This window comes from Micromonospora aurantiaca ATCC 27029, from assembly GCF_000145235.1.
GTDB classification, from domain to species: domain Bacteria; phylum Actinomycetota; class Actinomycetes; order Mycobacteriales; family Micromonosporaceae; genus Micromonospora; species Micromonospora aurantiaca.
In genome coordinates this window covers 3,004,291-3,021,980 of sequence record NC_014391.1, presented here as the reverse complement: position 1 = coordinate 3,021,980, position 17,690 = coordinate 3,004,291, and the positions used below count along the sequence as shown (strand labels likewise).

The 17,690-nt window shown below is 76.3% G+C and carries 9 protein-coding genes (1 of these 9 running past the window's edge); all 9 read right to left on the bottom strand.

Annotation, left to right across the window (positions count from 1 at the left end; genetic code table 11):
* Tightly spaced (each overlapping or abutting the next), the 9 genes in view from MICAU_RS13185 to MICAU_RS13145 form a layout consistent with a single transcriptional unit that may run on beyond the window.
* Positions 1-1,736, bottom strand: the 5' end (the start) of a protein-coding gene (locus tag MICAU_RS13185) for a type I polyketide synthase (RefSeq protein ID WP_013285807.1). It extends 2,602 nt beyond the left edge of the window; 1,736 of the gene's 4,338 nt are visible here — the first part of the coding sequence; it begins with the start codon at positions 1,734-1,736; its stop codon lies beyond the left edge, outside the window.
* Positions 1,733-4,048 carry a lantibiotic dehydratase gene (locus tag MICAU_RS13180; RefSeq protein ID WP_013285806.1) on the bottom strand — a complete coding sequence of 772 codons (2,316 nt, stop codon included), beginning with the start codon at positions 4,046-4,048 and terminating at the stop codon, positions 1,733-1,735. Before MICAU_RS13180 ends, MICAU_RS13185 begins: the two co-directional genes overlap by 4 nt.
* Entirely contained in the window at positions 4,045-7,569 is a 3,525-nt protein-coding gene (locus MICAU_RS13175) for a non-ribosomal peptide synthetase (RefSeq protein ID WP_013285805.1), read from the bottom strand. The genes MICAU_RS13180 and MICAU_RS13175 overlap by 4 nt, the downstream gene beginning before the upstream one ends.
* Entirely contained in the window at positions 7,566-9,215 is a 1,650-nt protein-coding gene (locus MICAU_RS13170; RefSeq protein WP_013285804.1) for a beta-ketoacyl synthase N-terminal-like domain-containing protein, read from the bottom strand. The genes MICAU_RS13175 and MICAU_RS13170 overlap by 4 nt, the downstream gene beginning before the upstream one ends.
* Positions 9,212-11,572, bottom strand: a complete 2,361-nt coding sequence (locus MICAU_RS13165) for a non-ribosomal peptide synthetase (protein ID WP_013285803.1) — start codon at positions 11,570-11,572, stop codon at positions 9,212-9,214. Before MICAU_RS13165 ends, MICAU_RS13170 begins: the two co-directional genes overlap by 4 nt.
* Positions 11,569-12,924 (bottom strand): DUF6002 family protein, encoded by a 1,356-nt coding sequence (locus MICAU_RS13160; RefSeq protein WP_013285802.1) that lies wholly within the window; start codon positions 12,922-12,924, stop codon positions 11,569-11,571. The genes MICAU_RS13165 and MICAU_RS13160 overlap by 4 nt, the downstream gene beginning before the upstream one ends.
* On the bottom strand, positions 12,921-14,072 hold the full coding sequence (locus MICAU_RS13155) for a hypothetical protein (RefSeq protein WP_013285801.1): 1,152 nt from the start codon (positions 14,070-14,072) through the stop codon (positions 12,921-12,923). The genes MICAU_RS13160 and MICAU_RS13155 overlap by 4 nt, the downstream gene beginning before the upstream one ends.
* Complete coding sequence (locus MICAU_RS13150; protein WP_013285800.1) at positions 14,053-16,680, bottom strand: amino acid adenylation domain-containing protein; 2,628 nt, start codon at positions 16,678-16,680, stop codon at positions 14,053-14,055. Before MICAU_RS13150 ends, MICAU_RS13155 begins: the two co-directional genes overlap by 20 nt.
* The gene (locus tag MICAU_RS13145; RefSeq protein WP_013285799.1) at positions 16,677-17,690 is read right to left on the bottom strand and encodes a class I SAM-dependent methyltransferase; all 1,014 of its coding nucleotides are present in this window, start codon (positions 17,688-17,690) and stop codon (positions 16,677-16,679) included. Before MICAU_RS13145 ends, MICAU_RS13150 begins: the two co-directional genes overlap by 4 nt.

The following is a 17,690-nucleotide window of genomic DNA, read 5'->3' as shown; positions in this document are numbered from 1 at the left end:
TCCGCACCGGGTCCGGCGTCGAAGATCATCTCGTTCGCGTCCCAGCCGAGGATCGCGGCGCACTCGTCCACGGCGGCGGCGAACACCGGCTCGGTAACGGCCAGGTGCGCGCCCATGCCGGGGTGCTGCGCGCCCTGGCCGGGCACGAGCAGGCCCACCCGGGGCGGCGCGGCGGCGTCCCCGGTGGCGCGGCGTTTCGGGTCGGTGAGCGCCGCTGCCGCCCGGCCCCGGTCCACGGCGACGACGGCGGCCCGGTGCCGGTACGCCGGCCGGCCCTCCCGCAACGTGTACGCCACGTCGCGCAGCTCCACATCGGGCGCGCCGGTGAGCCGCTCGGCCAGCCGGGCACAGGCAGCGGCCAGCGCGTCGGGGGTCGCGGCGGACACCTGGAGCAGTTCGCCGCCGCCGTGATCCGGCTCCGGGGGTACGCGCGGCGGCGCCTCCTGGAGCACCAGGTGCGCGTTGGTGCCGCCGAGGCCGAGCGAGCTGACGCCGGCCCGCAGCGGTCGCTGGTCCTCGGGCTCCCACTTGGTCAGCGTGGACACCACGTAGAACGGGCTCGCCTCGATGTCGATGTCCGGGTGCGGCCGGTCGTGGTTGACTGTGGGCGGGATGAGCCGGTGCCGCATCGACAGCACGGTCTTGATCAGGCCGATCACGCCGCCGGCCGCGCTGAGGTGACCGATGTTGGCCTTCGTGGAGCCGACGCCGCACCAGCCCCGCTCGGCGGTGCGCCGCCCGTACGCCGTGCTCAGCGCCGCCAGCTCGATCGAGTCGCCGAGGACGGTGCCGGTGCCGTGCGCCTCGACGTACCCGACCGAACGCGGGGCGACGCCGGCCACCGCGAGCGCCTGCGTGACCACCTCCACCTGACCGGTGACGCTCGGCGCGGTGAAGCTCGCCTTGGCCGAGCCGTCGTTGTTCACCGCGTTGCCGATGACCAGCGCCCTGATGTCGTCGCCGTCGGCGAGCGCGTCGGAGAGCCGCTTGAGCACGACCACGCCGACGCCGCTGCCGTAGACGGTGCCGTCGGCGTCCGCGTCGAACGGGCGGCAGTGCCCGTCGGCGGAGGTGTAGCCCTCGTCGGCGACGTACCCGACGCCGTGCGGCAGTTCCACGCACACGCCGCCGGCGAGCGCCGTGTCGCACTCGCCGCTGCGCAGCGCCTCGGCGGCCAGGTGCACCGCGACGAGCGACGACGAGCAGGCGGTCTGCACCGTCATCGCCGGGCCGCGCAGGCCGAGCCGGAATGCGACGGTGCTGGCCAGGTAGTCCGGCTTGTTGCCGAGCGACACGCGCAGCTCACCGGCGTCCGCGAGCGCCCGCGGGTTCCGCCGGACGTTCAGCCATTGGTACAGGTCGGCGTTGCCGCCCGCGTACACGCCGATCTCGCCGTCGTAGCGGGCCGGGTCGCAGCCCGCGTCGGTGAGCGCGGCGTGCGCGTGTTCCAGGAACAGCCGCTGCTGCGGGTCGGTCAGCTCCGCGTCGCGGGGGCTCATTCCGAACAGCTCCGCGTCGAACCGGTCCACGCCGTCGAGCACGGCGGCCACCGGCACGTACGCCGGGTCGTCGAGCTGCTCCGCCGGGACGCCCCGGGCCAGCAGCTCCGCGCGGGTGAACCGGGTGAGCGACTCGGCGCCGACGACCAGGTTGCGCCAGAACTCCTCCGCCGACGCCGCCCCCGGCACGCGCAGGCTGAGCCCGACGATCGCGATCGGCTCCACTGTCTCGTTCACGCCATGACCTCCGGCTCGGCCGAATCGCTGATGTGCAGGCGCAGTTCGCTGACGTAGCGGCGGCCCGCGGCGTCGGGCAGCCACGCCTGCCCGAGCGCGGGCAGCAGCTCCGACACGGTCACCGCCACGTCGTCGCCGCCGGCCCGCCGGGCGGCGCGCAGCAGCAGGCAGAGCCGATTGGCGTAGAGCGGGCTGGTCAGGTCCACGTAGGTGGGCTTCAGTTCGGTGGCCACCCGGACGAAGACCCGTTCCGGCAGGCCCAGCGTGGCCCGCCAGCGGCGTACCGCGAGGTAGCGCCGCGCCTGGTCGACGGCGTCGGCCAGGCCGGTCGCCCCGACAGTGGTGCGCCAGGTCTCCCGGGCCAGCACCAGCCGGTCGACTGTCACCCGGGGGCTGTGCGGGCGGTCGGTCATCAGCTTGAACGCGTCACCGGCGTGCACCGCGATCAGGTCGGAGAACACCTCGACCAGCGGCCAGCGCGTGCCGTCCGGGCCGGTCGCCGCCAGCACGCCGTCCACCTCGGACACGATCGCCGCGTTCGCCGGCACGAGCCGGTCGCGCGGCGCGCCGGGCGCGTCGGCGAACGCGAGCCGGTGGTCGTCCGGCCCGTGCAGGGAAGCGGACAACCGTCCGCCCACGCGGGGGAAGTCGACCGGGTAGAGCGGGCGCAACCGTCCCGGGCCCAGGTCGGCCGCGTACGCGCGCCGCAGCCGGTCCACGTCGGGGTGGCAGTGGGTGAACAGCTCGGCGTTGAACGTGGCGTACGCGGCGTGCAGCTCGCCGAGCACCGCCCCGAACTCGCCGGCGGCCAGCGCCTCGGGTGACTCGGCGAACAGTTGCAGGTCGGGGCTGTGCACCCGGCCGGCGCTCCAGCCGGGGCGGGTCGCCGGGAACCGGTCGGCCACCAGGGGCGCCAGCTCGACCGCGGCGAACTCCACCCGGGCCGTTCCCTCGGGCAGTCCGGCCAGCCCGAGCACCCGTTCCCAGCGAGCGGCGAACTCGGCCGCGACCCGGTCCACCGGCCGGTCGCCGGGCCCGAACAGCGGCCCCTGCGCGACGAACCACAGGTCGCCGAGCCGGACCGGTCCGTCGCCGCTGAGGTCGTCGTACAGGTCGCGCAGCGCGTCGCCGTACGCGGTGGCCAGTTCGGCGGTGAGCCAGCGTGCCGCGCGCAGCGGCAGGTCCAGCGCCGGGGCCAGGGAGTCGAGCAGGCCGCCGCCGACCGTGAGGTCCACGTCGCGTGCGGTCTCCTCGTGGCACAGCGCCCGCCCGGCGTAGTTCTGCCCGGCCCGGCGGCGCGGCGGCAGCCCGGTGAGCGCGGTGAACTCGGCGTCCAGCGCGGACAGCGCGCCGGTGAGCGCGGACGGGTCACCGGCGGCGTCGGCGACCCGGGTGCGGGCGGCGGCCAGCCGGTCCAGCCCGTCCAGCGCCCGCGTGCGGCACTCCCGGTCACCGATCGCCGCGATCCGCTCCCGCAGGTGGTCCTGCGCGGCGAAGCCCTGCGGCAGGTCGAAGTCCCAGCGCAGCAGCCCTCGCTCGACGAGCTGCGCGAGCAGCAGGAACCCCTCCTCGGCGCGGCGTACGCCGGTCTGCCCGTCGCGCACCAGGTCGTCGACGACGTCCCGGGCCGGGCGGGTGCCGTCGCACCGGCACAGCGCGATCGACTCGCTCAGCGACACCGGTTCCGGGCGCTGGGCGGGCCGGTGCACGACCCGGCCCTCCAGGTGGACGTGCGGCGCCCGGACCGGTGCCAGCCACTGCCGGACCTGCGGGTCAGCGGCCAGCCGGTCCGCGTACGCGGCGAGCGCCCAGTGTTCGAGGTGGACGGCGCGGTGACGGAGCAGCCCGGGGCCGGGCACGGCGGTGACACCGGGCGCACCCGGTGCCACGGCGCCCCAGCACACCGGCCCGAAGAAGCCGATGGTCTCGCACTTGGCGACGTAGCGCTGCCAGTACCCGGCGACGACGTTCTCCCGGCCCCGGCGGCGGACGTTGCGGGGTGCGTCCGGTCCGTCGCGGAGCAGCCCGTCCAGCGCCACCAGCACCTCCGGGTTCTGCCAGGCGACGGCCTCGCGGAACAGCGGGTCGGCGGCGATCCCGCACAGCGCCGCCGACGACGCCCGGACGGCGGTGGCGTACGCGGCCGTGAACGCCGTCTCGTCCAGCTCGCCGTTCAGGTGCCGGTCGGCGGCGTCGGCGCAGTCCGGCGCGGCGAACCGGTCCAGTCCGTCGGCGGGGAACCCGGCGCTGCGCAGCAGCACGTCCCGCCACACCGACCAGCCGGTGTCGCCGAGGGGGACCAGGTACGTCACCGCGGCTCCTCCTCCGCCACCGGGCGGCGCTGGACCCGCTGGCGGCGCAGCGCGCCCCGGCGTGCCGCGCGTTCCACCGCCTCGTCCTCGGCGTCCTCGGCGTCCTCGCCGGACGACGCCGCACCGAGGCTGTCCAGGTGCGCGGCGAGCGCGCGGACGGTCGGGTGGTGGAACAGGTCCACGACCCGCAGGTTCGTGCCGAGCAGCCGGTTGAGCTGCCGTTGCACGACCGCGACCGCGAGCGAGCCGCCGCCGACGTCGAAGAAGCTGTCAGTCGCGGCCACCTCCGGTACGCCGAGCACGTCGCACCAGACCGCGGCGATTCGCCGCTCGGTGGCGGTGGCCGGGCGGGCGGCGGGCACCCCGGCGCGGCCTCCGGTCCGGTTCACCCGGGCGGCCCGGGGCACGTCGTCGGCCGTTCCGGCCGGGACGGCGGTCCAGGCGGGCAGCTCGGCCACCGGCCGCTCCGGGTCGGCGGCGCCGGCCCGCAGCAACCGCTCGACGTCGGCGAGCACGTCGGTGATCAGCGTCTCGCCGTAGACGTCCGGGTTGAAGACGATCTCCACGCGCAGCCGCCCGTCCCGGGTGACGCCGTAGAGCGTGAGGTCGAACGGTGAGCCGGGCGCGGGCACCGGCACCGGCTCGGCGGCCGGCCCGGCCAGGTCCAGCCGGGGCTCGTCGAACGTGTACATGTTGAACAGCACCTGCACCAGTGGGCTGCGGTCGAGCAGGCCGCCCAGCCCGAGGCCGCCGACGATGCGTTCGACAGGTGCCTCCGGGTGGGCGAGCGCGGCGAGCAGTTCCTCCCAGGCGGCGCGGACGTGCGCGGCGAACCCGGCCCCGGGCGTCTGCCGCAGCCGCAGCGGCGCGATCTCGATGAAGAAGCCGACCATCGCCTCGAAGTCGGCGGCGCGCCGGTCCACAGTGGGGGTGCCGACCACCAGGTCAGGTAGGCCGGTGCGCCGGGCCAGCACCAGCGCGAACGCGGCGAGCACGGCGGCGGCGGGGGTCGCACCGAGCCCGGCGGCGAGGTCGGTGAGCGCGGCGGTGGCGGCCCGGTCCAGCCGGGTACGCACCGTCGCGCTGGTGTACGTCTGTTCGGCCGGCCGGTCCCGTCCCCCGGGGAGTCGCAGCACCACTGGCGCCCCGGTCAGGTGGTCCAGCCACCATTCCAGGTCGGCGGCGGCGCGGCGCCGGGCACGGTGGGCGCGCCAGGCCACGTAGTCGCCGTACGTGGCGGGCAGCGGCGGCAGCGGCGGCCCGTCCCCGAGCGCGGCCCGGTAGGCGGCGGCCAGGTCGGCGTAGAACAGCGACTGGGACCAGCCGTCGAACACGGCGTGGTGGGCGTAGACGGCCAGCACGTGCTCGTCGTCGCCGGTGCGGATCAGTTCGGCCCGCCACAGCGTGTCGGTCGCCAGCGCGAACGGCGTGGCGGCGCTCGCCGCGAGGTGGCCGGCGAGGTCCGTGCCCGGGGCGAGGTCACGTACCGGCAGCGGCACCGGTGTGGACGGGTCGGCGACCGCGTACGGCACGCCGTCGCGCTCCGGGATGCGCCAGCGCAGGATCTGCTGACGGTCCGCGACGGCGGTGAGCGCCGTGGCGAGCGCCGCCACGTCGAGCGGGCCGGTGATCCGTTCGGCGAACGCGACGTTGTACGCGGACGCGGCGGCCGGGAAGTAGCGGTCGAGGAACCACAGCCGCTGCTGCGCCGGGGACAGCGCCGGTGGCCGTCCCCGGACGGCGGCGGCGTCGGCCGGGCCGGTTCCGGCGGCGGCGTCGGCGCGGGCGGCGATGCCGCGTGGCGTCCGCCCCACCAGCACGTCCTCGATGGCGAGGTCGCGGCCCAGCCGCTCGCGCAGGTCGGCGACCAGCCGCATCGCGGTGATCGAGTGCCCGCCCTGGTGGAAGAAGTCGTCGTCGCGGCCGACAGTGGACACGTCCAGCAGCGCCGCCCACGCCTGCGCGACGAGGCGTTCGGTGTCGGTGGCGGGCGGCTCGCCGGACGGCACGGAAGCCGGTTCGGCGACGTCGAGCTCGGCCAGCCGCTCGGTGTCGATCTTGCCGTTGATGGTGATGGGCAGCGCGGGCATCGTGTGCATCCGGGCCGGTACGGCGGCGGGCGGCAGCAGCCGGGCGCAGTAGTCGCGCAGCTCGGCAGTGTCGAGGCCGGTCGCCACGTACGCGACGAGTTCCTGACCGCCGGCGCCGGCGCGGACCTGGACGCTGGCCAGGTCGACGTCCGGGTGGCGGCGCAACACGGCCTCGACCTCGCCCAGTTCGATCCGCTGCCCGCGGATCTTGACCTGCCGGTCGGCCCGGCCGAGGAACTCCAGGCTCCCGTCCGGCAGCCACCGGGCCAGGTCACCGGTACGGTAGAGCCGCTCCCCCGGCCGGCCGGAGAACGGGTCCGGGAGGAACCGTTCCGCAGTACGGGCGGCGTCGAACAGGTATCCGCGGCCGAGCCCGGGACCACCGGCGAGCACCTCGCCGATCTCCCCCGGGCCGACCTCGCGCAGCTCGTCGTCGACCAGGTGGATGCGGTGGTTGGCGGCGGGCCGGCCGATCGGGATGGGCCGCGTCCAGTCGCCGCTGCCCTCGAACCAGGTCACCAGCACCGTCGCCTCGGTCGGGCCGTACACGCTGATGAAGCGGCGCCCACCCGCGGTCCAGCGGCCGACCTGTTCCGGGCCGGTGGCCTCGCCGCCGGTGATGACCAGCCGTACGCCGGGAAGCCGGTCCGGGTCCAGCAGCGGCAGGATCGGCGGCGGCAGCACCACCACGTCGACTGCCTGATCGGCGCAGATCCGGTAGAGCCGGGTCGGGTCGGCCCGCTCGGCGTCACCGGCGAGCACGACTGTGCCCCCGGCGGCGAGCGGGGCGAGCATGTCGACCACCGACGCGTCGAACCCGATCGAGGCGAACGCCAGGCACCGGGTCGCCGTGCCGAACCCGGAGAACTCGGCGATCGAGGTGACCTTCTCGGTCAGCGCCCGGTGCTCGATCACCGCGCCCTTGGGCTGCCCGGTCGACCCGGACGTGAACATCGCGTACGCCGTGGTGGCGAGCGTCGCCGGGGTCGGCTGCCAGGGCGCGGTGGCGGCGGGGACGTCCAGCACGGTGCGGCCGGTGAACGTCTCGGCGGCGGGCGTACCCACGACGACGCGCAGCCGGGCCTCGGCGGCCAGCTCCCGCAACCGTCCGGGCGGCAGCGCCGGGTCGAGCGGGACGTACCCGGCGCCGGCGGCCTGCACGCCGAGCAGCGCGACCACCAGGTCCAGGCGGCGGTCCACGCAGACGCCGACGAGGTCGTCCGCGCCGATGCCGTGGTCCCGCAGCGACGCGGCGAGCGCGGCGGCCCGGCCGGCCAGGTCGGCGTAGCTGAGCGTCAGGTCACCCTGCACCACGGCCGGCGCGCCGGGACGCCGCCGGGCGTGCGCGGCGACCAGGTCGGGCAGGCACACCTGCGGGTAGGGCAGCTCGGGGCCGACCTGCTGGTCGCGCTGATCGTCGCGGCCGGTCATCGTCGTGCCTCGATCCAGTGCCGGGTCCGCCGGAACGGGTAGCCGGGCAGCGGCACCCGCCGCCCCGGCGGCACGGGCAGGTCGGCACCGGCACGCCAGGCGCGGACTGCTTCGTCGCCGTCGACCGGGTCGCCGGCCGCGAGCGCGGTCAGCCCGGCCACCGCCTCCCCGGCGTCGGCGCAGGCGACCGCGTCCCGGTACGCCAGCCGCCGCCGTCCCACCGCGAGCGTGTGCGCCACGTCGGCCACCGCCAGGTCGCCGTCGGCCAGCCGGACGGCCAGCCGACGGGCCAGTTCCCGCAGCGCCGCCGGGCTGCCTGCGGACAGCCCCAGCACCACCGGGCCGGGTGCCCCGGCGTCCGGCTCGTCCGTCGCGGGCGCGGGTTCGACGAGTACGTGCGCGTTGGTGCCGCCGAGACCGAACGAGCTGACACCTGCGCGCCGCTCCCCGGCCCACGGCCGGGTCTGCGCGTCCACCTCGGCGCCCGCGGCGGCCAGGTCGATGTCGTCGTGCGCGGCGGTGAAGTGCGCGGTACCCGGCACCTGCCCGGTGCGGACCGCGTACACGGCCTTGATCAGGGAGATCACGCCCGCCGCGGCGTCCAGGTTGCCGAGGTTGCCCTTCACCGAGCCGAGCAGCAGCGGGGCGCGGGCGCTCCGGCGTACCCGGGCCAGCGCGTCCACCTCGATCGCGTCGCCCACCGGCGTGCCGGTGCCGTGGCCCTCCAGGTAGCCCACGTCGGCCGCGTCCCAGCCGACCGACGCCAGCGCCTCCGCCATCACCGCCGCCTGGCCGGACACGCCCGGCACTGTGAATCCGGGCCGGTCGGCGCCGTCGTTGTTCACCGCCCACCCGGCGAGCACGGCGTACACGTGGTCGCCGTCGGCGCGGGCGTCGGCGAGCCGCTTCAGCACCACCGCCCCGGCGCCGTTGCCGAACACCTGCCCGGTGGCGGCGGCGTCGTACGGGCGGCACACCCCGTCGGCGGCCAGCAGCCCGCCCGGCCGCAGCCGGTACCCGGCCTGCCGGGTGGACACCACCGCCGCGCCGCCCGCTATCGCCACGTCGCAGCGGTAGTCCAGCAGGCTCTGCCCGGCCTGGCACACCGCGACGAGCGAGGTCGAGCAGGCGGTCTGGACCGCCACGGCCGGGCCGGACAGCCCCAGCGCGAACGCGGTGCGCGTCGGCAGGTAGTCGCAGCCGGACCCGGTCAGCGCGTCGTCCCAGTCCTCGGCGAGCGTGCCCGCCGCCGGTGCCAGCGCGGGGTTGCCCAGCAGGTGGTGGTGCAGGTAGCGGTTGGGTGCGCATCCGGCGAACACGCCGATCTGGGCCGGGTCGCGGTCCGGGTCGATCCCGGCGTCCTCCAGGGCGTGCCAGGCGACCTCCAGGAACAGCCGGTGCTGCGGGTCGAGCAGCGCCGCCGCCGCGGCGGGACAGCCGAACAGGTCCGCGTCGAAACCCTCCAGGTCGTCGAGCCGGCCGAACGCCGGTACCCAGTCCGGTCCGCCCGGCACGCCCTCGCCGGCCGGGGTCCGGCGCACCGAGTCCACCCCGGACAGCAGGTTGCGCCACAGCGCCGGCGCGTCGTCCGCGCCGGGTACCCGGCAGGACAGGCCCACCACCGCGATCCGGTCGTCCTCGCTCACGCCCGTCCCTCCCCGCCGGCGGCCCGCGCGGCGGCGCGGCGGGCCATCCGGCGTCCGACCGCGGTCAGCCGGCCGTCCTCCGGTACGCCCGCGGCGTCCCCGGCCCTCTCCAGGTACGCGGCCAGCGCCGCCACCGTCGGGAACTCCACCAGCCGGGCCAGCGGCACCCGGCGGCCGAGGTGTTCCTCCAGGTACCCCTGCACCAGGGCGAGCTGGAGCGAGTGCCCGCCCGCCTCGAAGAAGTTCACCAGGCGGTCCACTGCGGGCAGTCCGAGCACCGCGCACCAGCCTGCGGCGATGGTCTGCTCGACCGGCCCGGCCGGCGGTCCCCCGGCGGCCGGGCGTCCGGCGGCCGGCTGCCCCGCGTGCGGCCCTCCGACGTCCGGGCGGCCGGCGTCCGGGTCGGGCAGGGCGGCCTGGTCGAGCTTGCCGGTCGGGCCGATCGGCAACTCCGGCACCGCCACCACCGCCCGGGGCACCATGAAGTCCGGCAGCACAGCGGCCAGCCGTTCCCGCAGCGCTCCCGGCTCGACGACCGTCCCGGCGGCGCCGACCACGTACGCGACGATCTCCTGCTCGCCCGCGCCGGACGCGCCCCGCCGCGCCACCACCGCCGCGTGGGCCACCCTCGGCAGCGCCGCCAGGCAGGCCTCGATCTCGCCCAGCTCCACCCGGTAGCCGCGGATCTTCACCATCCGGTCGCCGCGGCCCAGGTAGACGAGCATGCCGTCGGGCAGCCGCCGCGCGATGTCACCGGTCCGGTACGCGCGCACCCCGTCCTGCTCGGTGAACCGGGCCGCGGTCAGCTCCGGCAGGCCCAGATATCCGAGCGCGACGTGCGGGGTGCGCACGACCACCTCGCCGGTGAGGCAGGCCGGGCGTCCGGCCGGGTCGGTCAGCACCACCTCGACGCCCGGCAACGGATGCCCGATCGGCACGACTGCGCGCCCCGGGTCGGCGTCCGGCGGCAGGTGGTGCTGCGCGGCGAAGCTGATCTCGGTGGTGCCGTACCCGTTGACGAACACCACGCCCGGCGCGAACGACCGCCGGGCCAGCGTCACGTCGTGCCGGGTGACCTCCTCGCCGCCGAGGACGACCGCGCGGACCGACGGCAGCCGCCCGTGCTCTCCGAGGCTCGCCACCACGTACCGGAAGACGGTCGGGGTGGAGTGGTAGACGGTGACGCCCCGGTCGGCGAGCGCGCCGGTGAGGTGGCCGAGGCCGTGCGTGCGGACGTCGACCGGGACGGCGGCGGCGCCGGACAGCAGCGCGCTGAACGTGTCGGTGACGGCCATGTCGTAGCCGAACGAGGTGAGCACGCTCGTGCGGTCGTCCGGCCGGACGGCGAAGTTGCGCACGTGGTTGCGGACGCCGAACAGCACGTTGCGGTGGCTCTGCACCACGCCCTTCGGCTTCCCGGTGGACCCGGAGGTGTAGAGCACGTACGCCGGGTCGTCCGGGCGCGCGGGCCCGGACGGCACCGGCACGCCGGGTTCGCCCCGGCGCAACGACACGACAGGCAGCTCCAGCCCGGCGTCGGCCGCGAGCGCGGCGGCCCGCCCTTCGTGGCCGGGGTCCGCGACGATCGCCCGGACGCCTGCGTCGCGCAGCATCGCGGCCAGGCGGGCCGCCGGGTACGCCGGGTCCAGCGGCACGTACGGCGACCCCGACGCCAGCGCCGCCAGGATGCCGGTGATCGTGGCGACGCCGTGGCGGCACAGCACCGCCACCGGCGCCGTGACGTCACCCGGCCCGGCCAGCGCTTCGGCGGTCGCGGCGACTGCCGCGCCGAGTTCCCGGTAGGTCACAGTCGCGTCGTCGGCGAGCACCGCCGGCCGTTCCGGGTACGCCCGCACCGCCGCGGCGAACGCGGCCGGGATGGTGTCGCCGCGTACCCGATCGGCCTCGGTGCCGTCACCGCCGTGCAGCCGCCAGAGGTCCGGCGCCGGACGCCGCTCGTACCGAGCCGACGGCAGCACCCCCGCCGACGAGGCGTCCGGGTCCAGCGTGGACAGGAACTCGGCCAGGTCGGCGCGGAGGTCGTCGGCGTACGCGGCGGGCAGCCCGGACACGGTGACGCCGGCCAGGTCGGCGCTCACCTCGACGGTGGCGTCGACCGGTTGGTCCGGCGGCGCCGGGCACAGCGAGCGGCACAACTCCCGGATCGGCGCGTCGGCGGTCAGGTCGAGCGTCACCGGGTCGTCGCCGTGCCGCAGCGTCACCACAGGGGATCCGGTGTACCGGCGTACCACCAGGGCCGTGGCGGTGAGGACGACGGCGGCCGGGTCGACGCCCGCGGCCTGCGCCCGGGCGGCGAGCCGCGGCGGCGGGCCGAGCGGCTGCGGGGACGGGCTCACCGCTGGTCCAGGACGGCGGCGACCACGTCGGCGAGCGTGGACACCTCGGCGTCGGGCTCGGCGATCCGGAAGTCGTCGCAGTAGCTGCCGGTGCCGTGCACCACGATCTCGTGCCCGGCCGGCACCAGGCCCCGGTCGACGGCGTTGCAGACGCCGGTCAGCGCCATCAGGATCGACCACTCCCGCAGCCGGGCCGGGTCCTCGGGCAGCGTCAGGCCGGCGTCGGCGAGCCACTGCCGGGCGACCGGGTAGCGCCGGACGCACTCGCGCCGCGACACCACGATGCCGTCGCCGCCGTGCCGCCGCACGAGCGCGTTCATGGCCGGGGAGGTCACCGGGCGGTGGGTGTAGAACGTCGGGTCGAGCACCTCGGCCGGGTCGTCGGTGACGGCCGGGAAGCGCAGGTCGGCGTCCTGCGTCCAGACGCCCCGGTTCTCGTCGAGTGTGTACGCCGGGCAGTGGTCCCGCTCGAACGAGCCGTGGCGCAGGTTGAGCACCATGTCCGGCGTGCCGAGATGCTGCACGAGCAGGAAACCGGGCCGGTCGGCCGGGTCGGCGTCGCCGGTCGCCTCCAGCACGTCGCGGCCCAGGTTGTAGCCGAGCAGGCCGAACGCGCTGGACACTGCGTGCGCGTGCCAGCGGGAACCGGTGGCCGGCGACACGTCGGCCTCGAAGGCGGCCCGGGCGGCGTCGGCGACCAGGTAGTTGCGCAGGTCGAGGGTGTACCAGAGGGTGACGCCGTGCTTGTCGTACGCGGTGGCCGCGTACTCGTCGACGAACGCGCGGCCGAGCGCCTTCACGCCCTCCGGATCCGCGCCGGTGTACCGCAGCAGCGGGTTGACCGCACGGGTCGCGGGATCGGCGGCGAGCGCGTCGTGGCGGAACTTGTGCCGGGTCGCCGCCGGCGCCAGCACCACGATGGACAGCTGCTCCGGGGTCACCAGCCCGGCCGCGTACGCGCGCGCCACCGAGTCGCGCAGCGCGACGCCCTTGTTGCCGGAGGTCGGGGTGACGATGCACAGCCGCTCGCCGGTACGCCGGATGTGCTCCACCGCGCGGGCGACGATCACCATCGAGGCGAACGTCTTCGTGGTCCGGGTGCCCGGGTTGGCGGTCAGGTCGAGCATCGTCAGGTCGTGCCCGCCGTAGTGGCCCAGCGGGGACCAGCTGACCGTGGCGGCGGCGTAGAACTCGCGTACCGCGAGGGTCAGCTCGGGCAGGTCGAAGCCGGGCGCGAAGCCGGGCGTGCCGGGCGCGTCGCCGGGGACCGCGCCGCACCGGCGCACCGCCGACGCGATGACGTCGTAGTAGTCGGTGATCATGTTGCGGGTGGCCGGGGTGGTCACGGTCATCGGGCTTCCTCCAACACACTCCGGGCCGGCGCCGGCGGCACCGTTCGCAGATGGTCACGCAGGGCGGTGAACCGGCAGGCGATCTCGGGCAGCTCGCTCGCGTGCCAGCCGCCGGCCAGGTCGGGCCGGTACGCCGCCAGCGCGGCCCGGGCGCGCTCCGGGTAGCGGACGTGGCCGCCGCCGACCTCGACGCCGTCGCGGCGCCCGGCGGCGGTGTTCCAGGCGACCGCCTGCGCCACCGGCAGCTCGGCCGGCAGCCGCAGCTCGGTCCGGCCGCCGGTGAGCCGGACCGGATAGCCGCCCGGCAGTCCCAGCGGGCCGGGCAGGCTCGCCGTCACCTCGTCACCGGCGGCGAGCGCAACCACCAGGGCGGCCCCGGCGTGCCCGGCGAGCGCGTTCAGCTCCGGCCGGGGAAGCGCGCGGTACCCGGCGAGCAGCCCGGTGACGTCCGGGACGGGCCGGCCGTCCAGCCAGGCGCGTACCTCGGCGGTGTCCTCGTCGTCCGGGCCGGGCGCGGCGAGGTGGGCGTGGTGGCCGAGCACCGCCAGGCGGCGCTGGCCGGGACGGCCGAGCGCGGCGTCCAGGCACGCGGCGAGCGTCGCCACGTTGCCGATGCCGCAGCGCACCGGCAGGTCCAGCGCGGCGAGCAGCGGGTTGACCGCGTCCGGGAACGCGCCGTTGACGAGCGTGGCGCCGGGCGCGCCGCCGGCCAGCGCGGCGGCCAGCCGGGACACCAGTTCGGCCTGCAACGCCAGCGTCACCCCGAAGCCGGCCGCGGCGATCAGGTCCGTCCAGGCCGACGGCGCCGCCGCCCGCTCGTACGGCGACTGCGCGGACGCGGCGCAGACCAGCACGTCGGGCCGGAGCCGGGCCATCGAGGCGGCGTCGGCGGCGTACCCCTCCCCCGGGTCGGTGCCGGGTTCGGCGGTGAACGGCCGGGCGGTAACGGCGACGGGGGTTCCGGCGACTGTGGCGCGCACCCGCGCGGCGCGGGCGAGCGCGTGGGCCGCGTCCGGGTCGCGGGCCAGGACCGTCACGCGCAGCGGCGCCGGGGTGGGCGTCGCGGCCAGGGCGTGGCACAGCGAGCGGGCCAGCCGGCCGGCGCCCACCACGACGACGTGCCGCGCGTCAGCGGACCGGGCTGACATCGCGTCCCGCCTCCGTGACCCGGTCGACCCAGTCGGCGAACGACCCGGCGCGCAGGCAGCTCGCCGGGGACACCTCCAGCCCGGCCATCTCCCGTACCCGCAGCGCCATCCGCAGCGCGGTCAGCGAGTGCCCGCCGAGCGCGACGAACGTGTCGTCGTCGTGCACCGCGTCGACGCCGAGCGTGGCCCGCCACGCCTCGCGCAACCGGTCGGTGAGGGCGCCGCCGCCGGGTTCCGCCGCTGGCCCGGTGGGCCGGGGCGGCGGCGGTGGCAGCTCCAGCCGCGCGACCTTGCCGTTGGGCAGGCGGGGCAGCCGGTCGACCAGGACGATCTGGTCCGGGCGCATCGCGGGCGGCAGCGCCGAGGCCAGGTAGCCCTGGAGCAGCCCGGTGGTCAGCAGGTGGTCGGCGGGCTCGTCCCGGGGCGTCGCCGCGGGCGGCGGGTCCTGCGACCGTACGGCGTAGACGTAGCTGACGTCGGCGTCCGCGCCGACGTTCCAGTCGCCGATGTCGTGCACCTCGAACCCGGCAGCGCACAGCAGCTCGCGCACCCGCGGGGTGGTCACGCTGCTGCGCTCGACCTCCAGGCAGACCTGGCGGATGCGGGGCCAGTGCTCGGGGCGCAGCCCGCGCAGCACGCTCAGCTCGGCGCCCTCGGTGTTGATCTTCAGCAAGTCGACGCGGTCCAGCCCGAAGCGGTCCAGCAGGTCCGACAGCGTCACAGTCGGCACCACGTGCGCCACCGGGGCGAGGCGGCGGCGGGCGTCCGCGAGGAGCGCTGCCTGTTCGGTCTCGTCGGCGTCGCCGCCGCCGTGGCGGTAGTGCGACCGGACCAGGTCGGAGGCGGCGCCGGCCCGGTCGGCGCCGAGGCCGGACAGGTAGCTCAGCTCGGGGAACGAGGTCAGCTCGGCGGTGCCCGCCGCGTCGGTCACGGCGGCCTCGACGACCGACGCGGACCCGGCGTAGAGGCCGAGGTTGGCGCGCAGGTACGGCAGCGTGTCCGGGTTCGGCTCGACCGCTACGAGCCGCACGTCGCGCGCCTGCCGGGACGCCCAGAGCGAGAACAGCCCGATGTTGGCGCCGACGTCGAGGACCACGGCGCCGTCGCCGACGCGGACGCCGAAACGGGCGTACTCGGCCTGGTCGAAGATCTGCCGGTAGAGGAAGACCGCCTCGTCCGGCGACGCCGCCGTGACCGCCATGCCGTTCGGAAGCGGGAACCGCGGCAACCCGCCGGCCGCCGGGGCCTGCCGGGGCTGCGGCACCACGTAGCCGACCAGGCGTGGGCCGTCCTCGGCGTCGGGGACTGTCACCACCACCGCGTCGTGCACGGCCGGATGCTCGCGCAGTACGGCTGCCACCTCGCCCGGCTCCACCCGGACCCCCCGGATCTTGACCTGGTCGTCGGCCCGGCCGCGGAACTCCAGGAAGCCCTGCGGCGCGACCCGCACCAGGTCACCGGTGCGGTAGAGCCGCGCGCCCGGCCGCGCCGGATCGGGACGGAAGCGCTCCGCCGTCCGCTCGTCGTCGCGCAGGTAGCCGAGCCCGACCGCGACCCCGCCGATCCACAGCTCGCCGGTCCCGCCCTCGGGCACCGGGCGCAGGTCGTCGTCGAGCACGTGGGCGGTGACGCCGTCGATGATCCGGCCGATCGGGGCGATGCTGCCCGCGTACGGCTCGGCGCAGTCCCAGTAGGACACGTTGATCGAGGTCTCGCTCGGGCCGTACCCGTTGAACAGCCCGCACGGCAGCAGCTCGCGCAGCCGCCGGACCAGCCGCATGTCCAGCGCCTCGCCGCCGCACAGCACCCGCCGCAGCGTGACGCAGCCGGCGAACTCCGGCTCGTCGAGCACGTGCCGCAACATGGTCGGTACGAAGTGCGCGGTGGTGACCGCCTCCCGCTGGATCAGCCGGACCAGCCCGAGACTGTCGAACTGCAGGCCCGGCCCGGCGACGACCACGGCGCCGCCCGCGATCAGCGGCGAGAGGATCTCGTGCACCGACGCGTCGAACCCGATCGACGCCTTGTGCAGCACCCGGTCGTCGGCGGTGAATCCGAACCAGTCGTGGCCCCAGGCCAGCCGGTTGACCAGCCCGGCGTGGTGCAGCACGACACCCTTCGGCCGGCCGGTGGAGCCGGAGGTGAACAGCACCAGCGCGGCGTGCTCACCCGGCGGCAGCCAGCCGGTGCGATCGGTCAGGTCGGCCGGCGACCCGGCCCGCGCGGTACGCACGTCCCGCCACCCGGTGGACGCGGGCGCGGCGACGGCGGGCGGACGGTCGGCGTACAGGACGAGCCGGGGCGCGGCCGCCGCGAGCATCTGCTCGGCCCGGCCGGAGGGCAGCTCGGGGTCGATCGGGACCGCCACCGCGCCCACCGCGAGCGTCGCCAGCAACGACGTGACGTAGTCGGCGGACCGGTGCAGGTACAGGCCCACCAGGTCACCCGGCCGCACGCGGGCGCGGCGCAGCAGCTCGGCCGTCGCGCCGACCCGCTCCCACAACGCGGTGTAGCTCAGCTCGCCGTCCGGGCCGACGATCGCGGGCCGGTCGCCGCCGGCGCCGGCGGGCCGGTGCACCAGGTCGGTCAGGTAGCGCGGGCCGGTCACGGCGCTACCTGCGTCCTCGTCGCGACCGCGACGATCGCCATCCGGGGCACCTCGGCCACGAACTGCCCGTCGGCCCGGTAGACCAGCGGACGGGCCGGCACGTCGTCGCGGCCGATTCCGGCCAGGTAGCCGGTGTGGTCGAAGTGGCGGGTCAGCAGCCCCCACACCTCGTCGTCGGTGAGCGTCGCGAAGTAGTCGCGCACGCCGTACATGTCGCCGACGTAGTCGCGCATGCCCGCGGAGGCGGACTCGGCGCTGTCGGCGCGCACGATCAGCGGGTCGTACAGGTCGACGACGCGTACCGGCAGCCCGGCCCCGGTGAACAGGCCGGTCAGCTCGGCGCGGCTGAAGTGCCGGTAGTCGTGGCCGCCGGCGGCGTGCGGGTGCACCACCTCGCCGAAGAACCCGGCCATCGGGCTGGACTCGTCGAAGTCGTGCAGCACGATCCGGCCGCCGGGGCGGACCACCCGGGCCGCCTCCGCGACCGCCTGCGGCCGCCGGGCCGCCGGGATGTGGTGCGTGCCGTACGCCAGCAGCACCGCGTCCACGCCGGCGTCGCGCAGGAACAGGAAGTGCGCGGCCTGGCGGACGGCGGGCAGGCCGTGGGCCAGCGCCTTGTCGACCATGTGGCCGGACAGGTCGCCGGTGATGAACGCCAGTTTGGACTCGAAGCAGGCGGACTGGCTGCTCGCGGCGCGGGCCACTGTGCCGTCGCCGCCGAGCACGTCGAGGATGAGCGTGACCGGGGCGGCGGCGTCCGGGGTGGCGAGGTCCAGCAGCCGCCGCATGCCGGTCCAGCGGACGAGCGTGTCCCGCTGCGCCCGGCGATAGGAATCGCCCCGGCCGGTGGAGTCGGTGTCGAACTCGCTGACCGTGCCGGCCAGTTCCGCGAGGGCCTCGTCCGCGCCGGGGCGGCCAAAGTCGAGCAGCTCGCGCAGTTGCGGGTGGAGGGTCGCCACGGTGTGCAGGTAATCGCGCAGGACCAGGGACGGAAGGTACGGCCGGCTCAT

What these genes read in the sequence shown, in the direction of transcription:
- MICAU_RS13175 (WP_013285805.1), bottom strand. Translation starts at nt 7,569, where the DNA reads ATGACCGGCCGCGACGATCAGCGCGACCAGCAGGTCGGCCCCGAGCTG.
- MICAU_RS13160 (WP_013285802.1), bottom strand. Translation starts at nt 12,924, where the DNA reads ATGACCGTGACCACCCCGGCCACCCGCAACATGATCACCGACTACTAC.
- MICAU_RS13155 (WP_013285801.1), bottom strand. Translation starts at nt 14,072, where the DNA reads ATGTCAGCCCGGTCCGCTGACGCGCGGCACGTCGTCGTGGTGGGCGCC.
- MICAU_RS13145 (WP_013285799.1), bottom strand. Translation starts at nt 17,690, where the DNA reads ATGAGCCGGCCGTACCTTCCGTCCCTGGTCCTGCGCGATTACCTGCAC.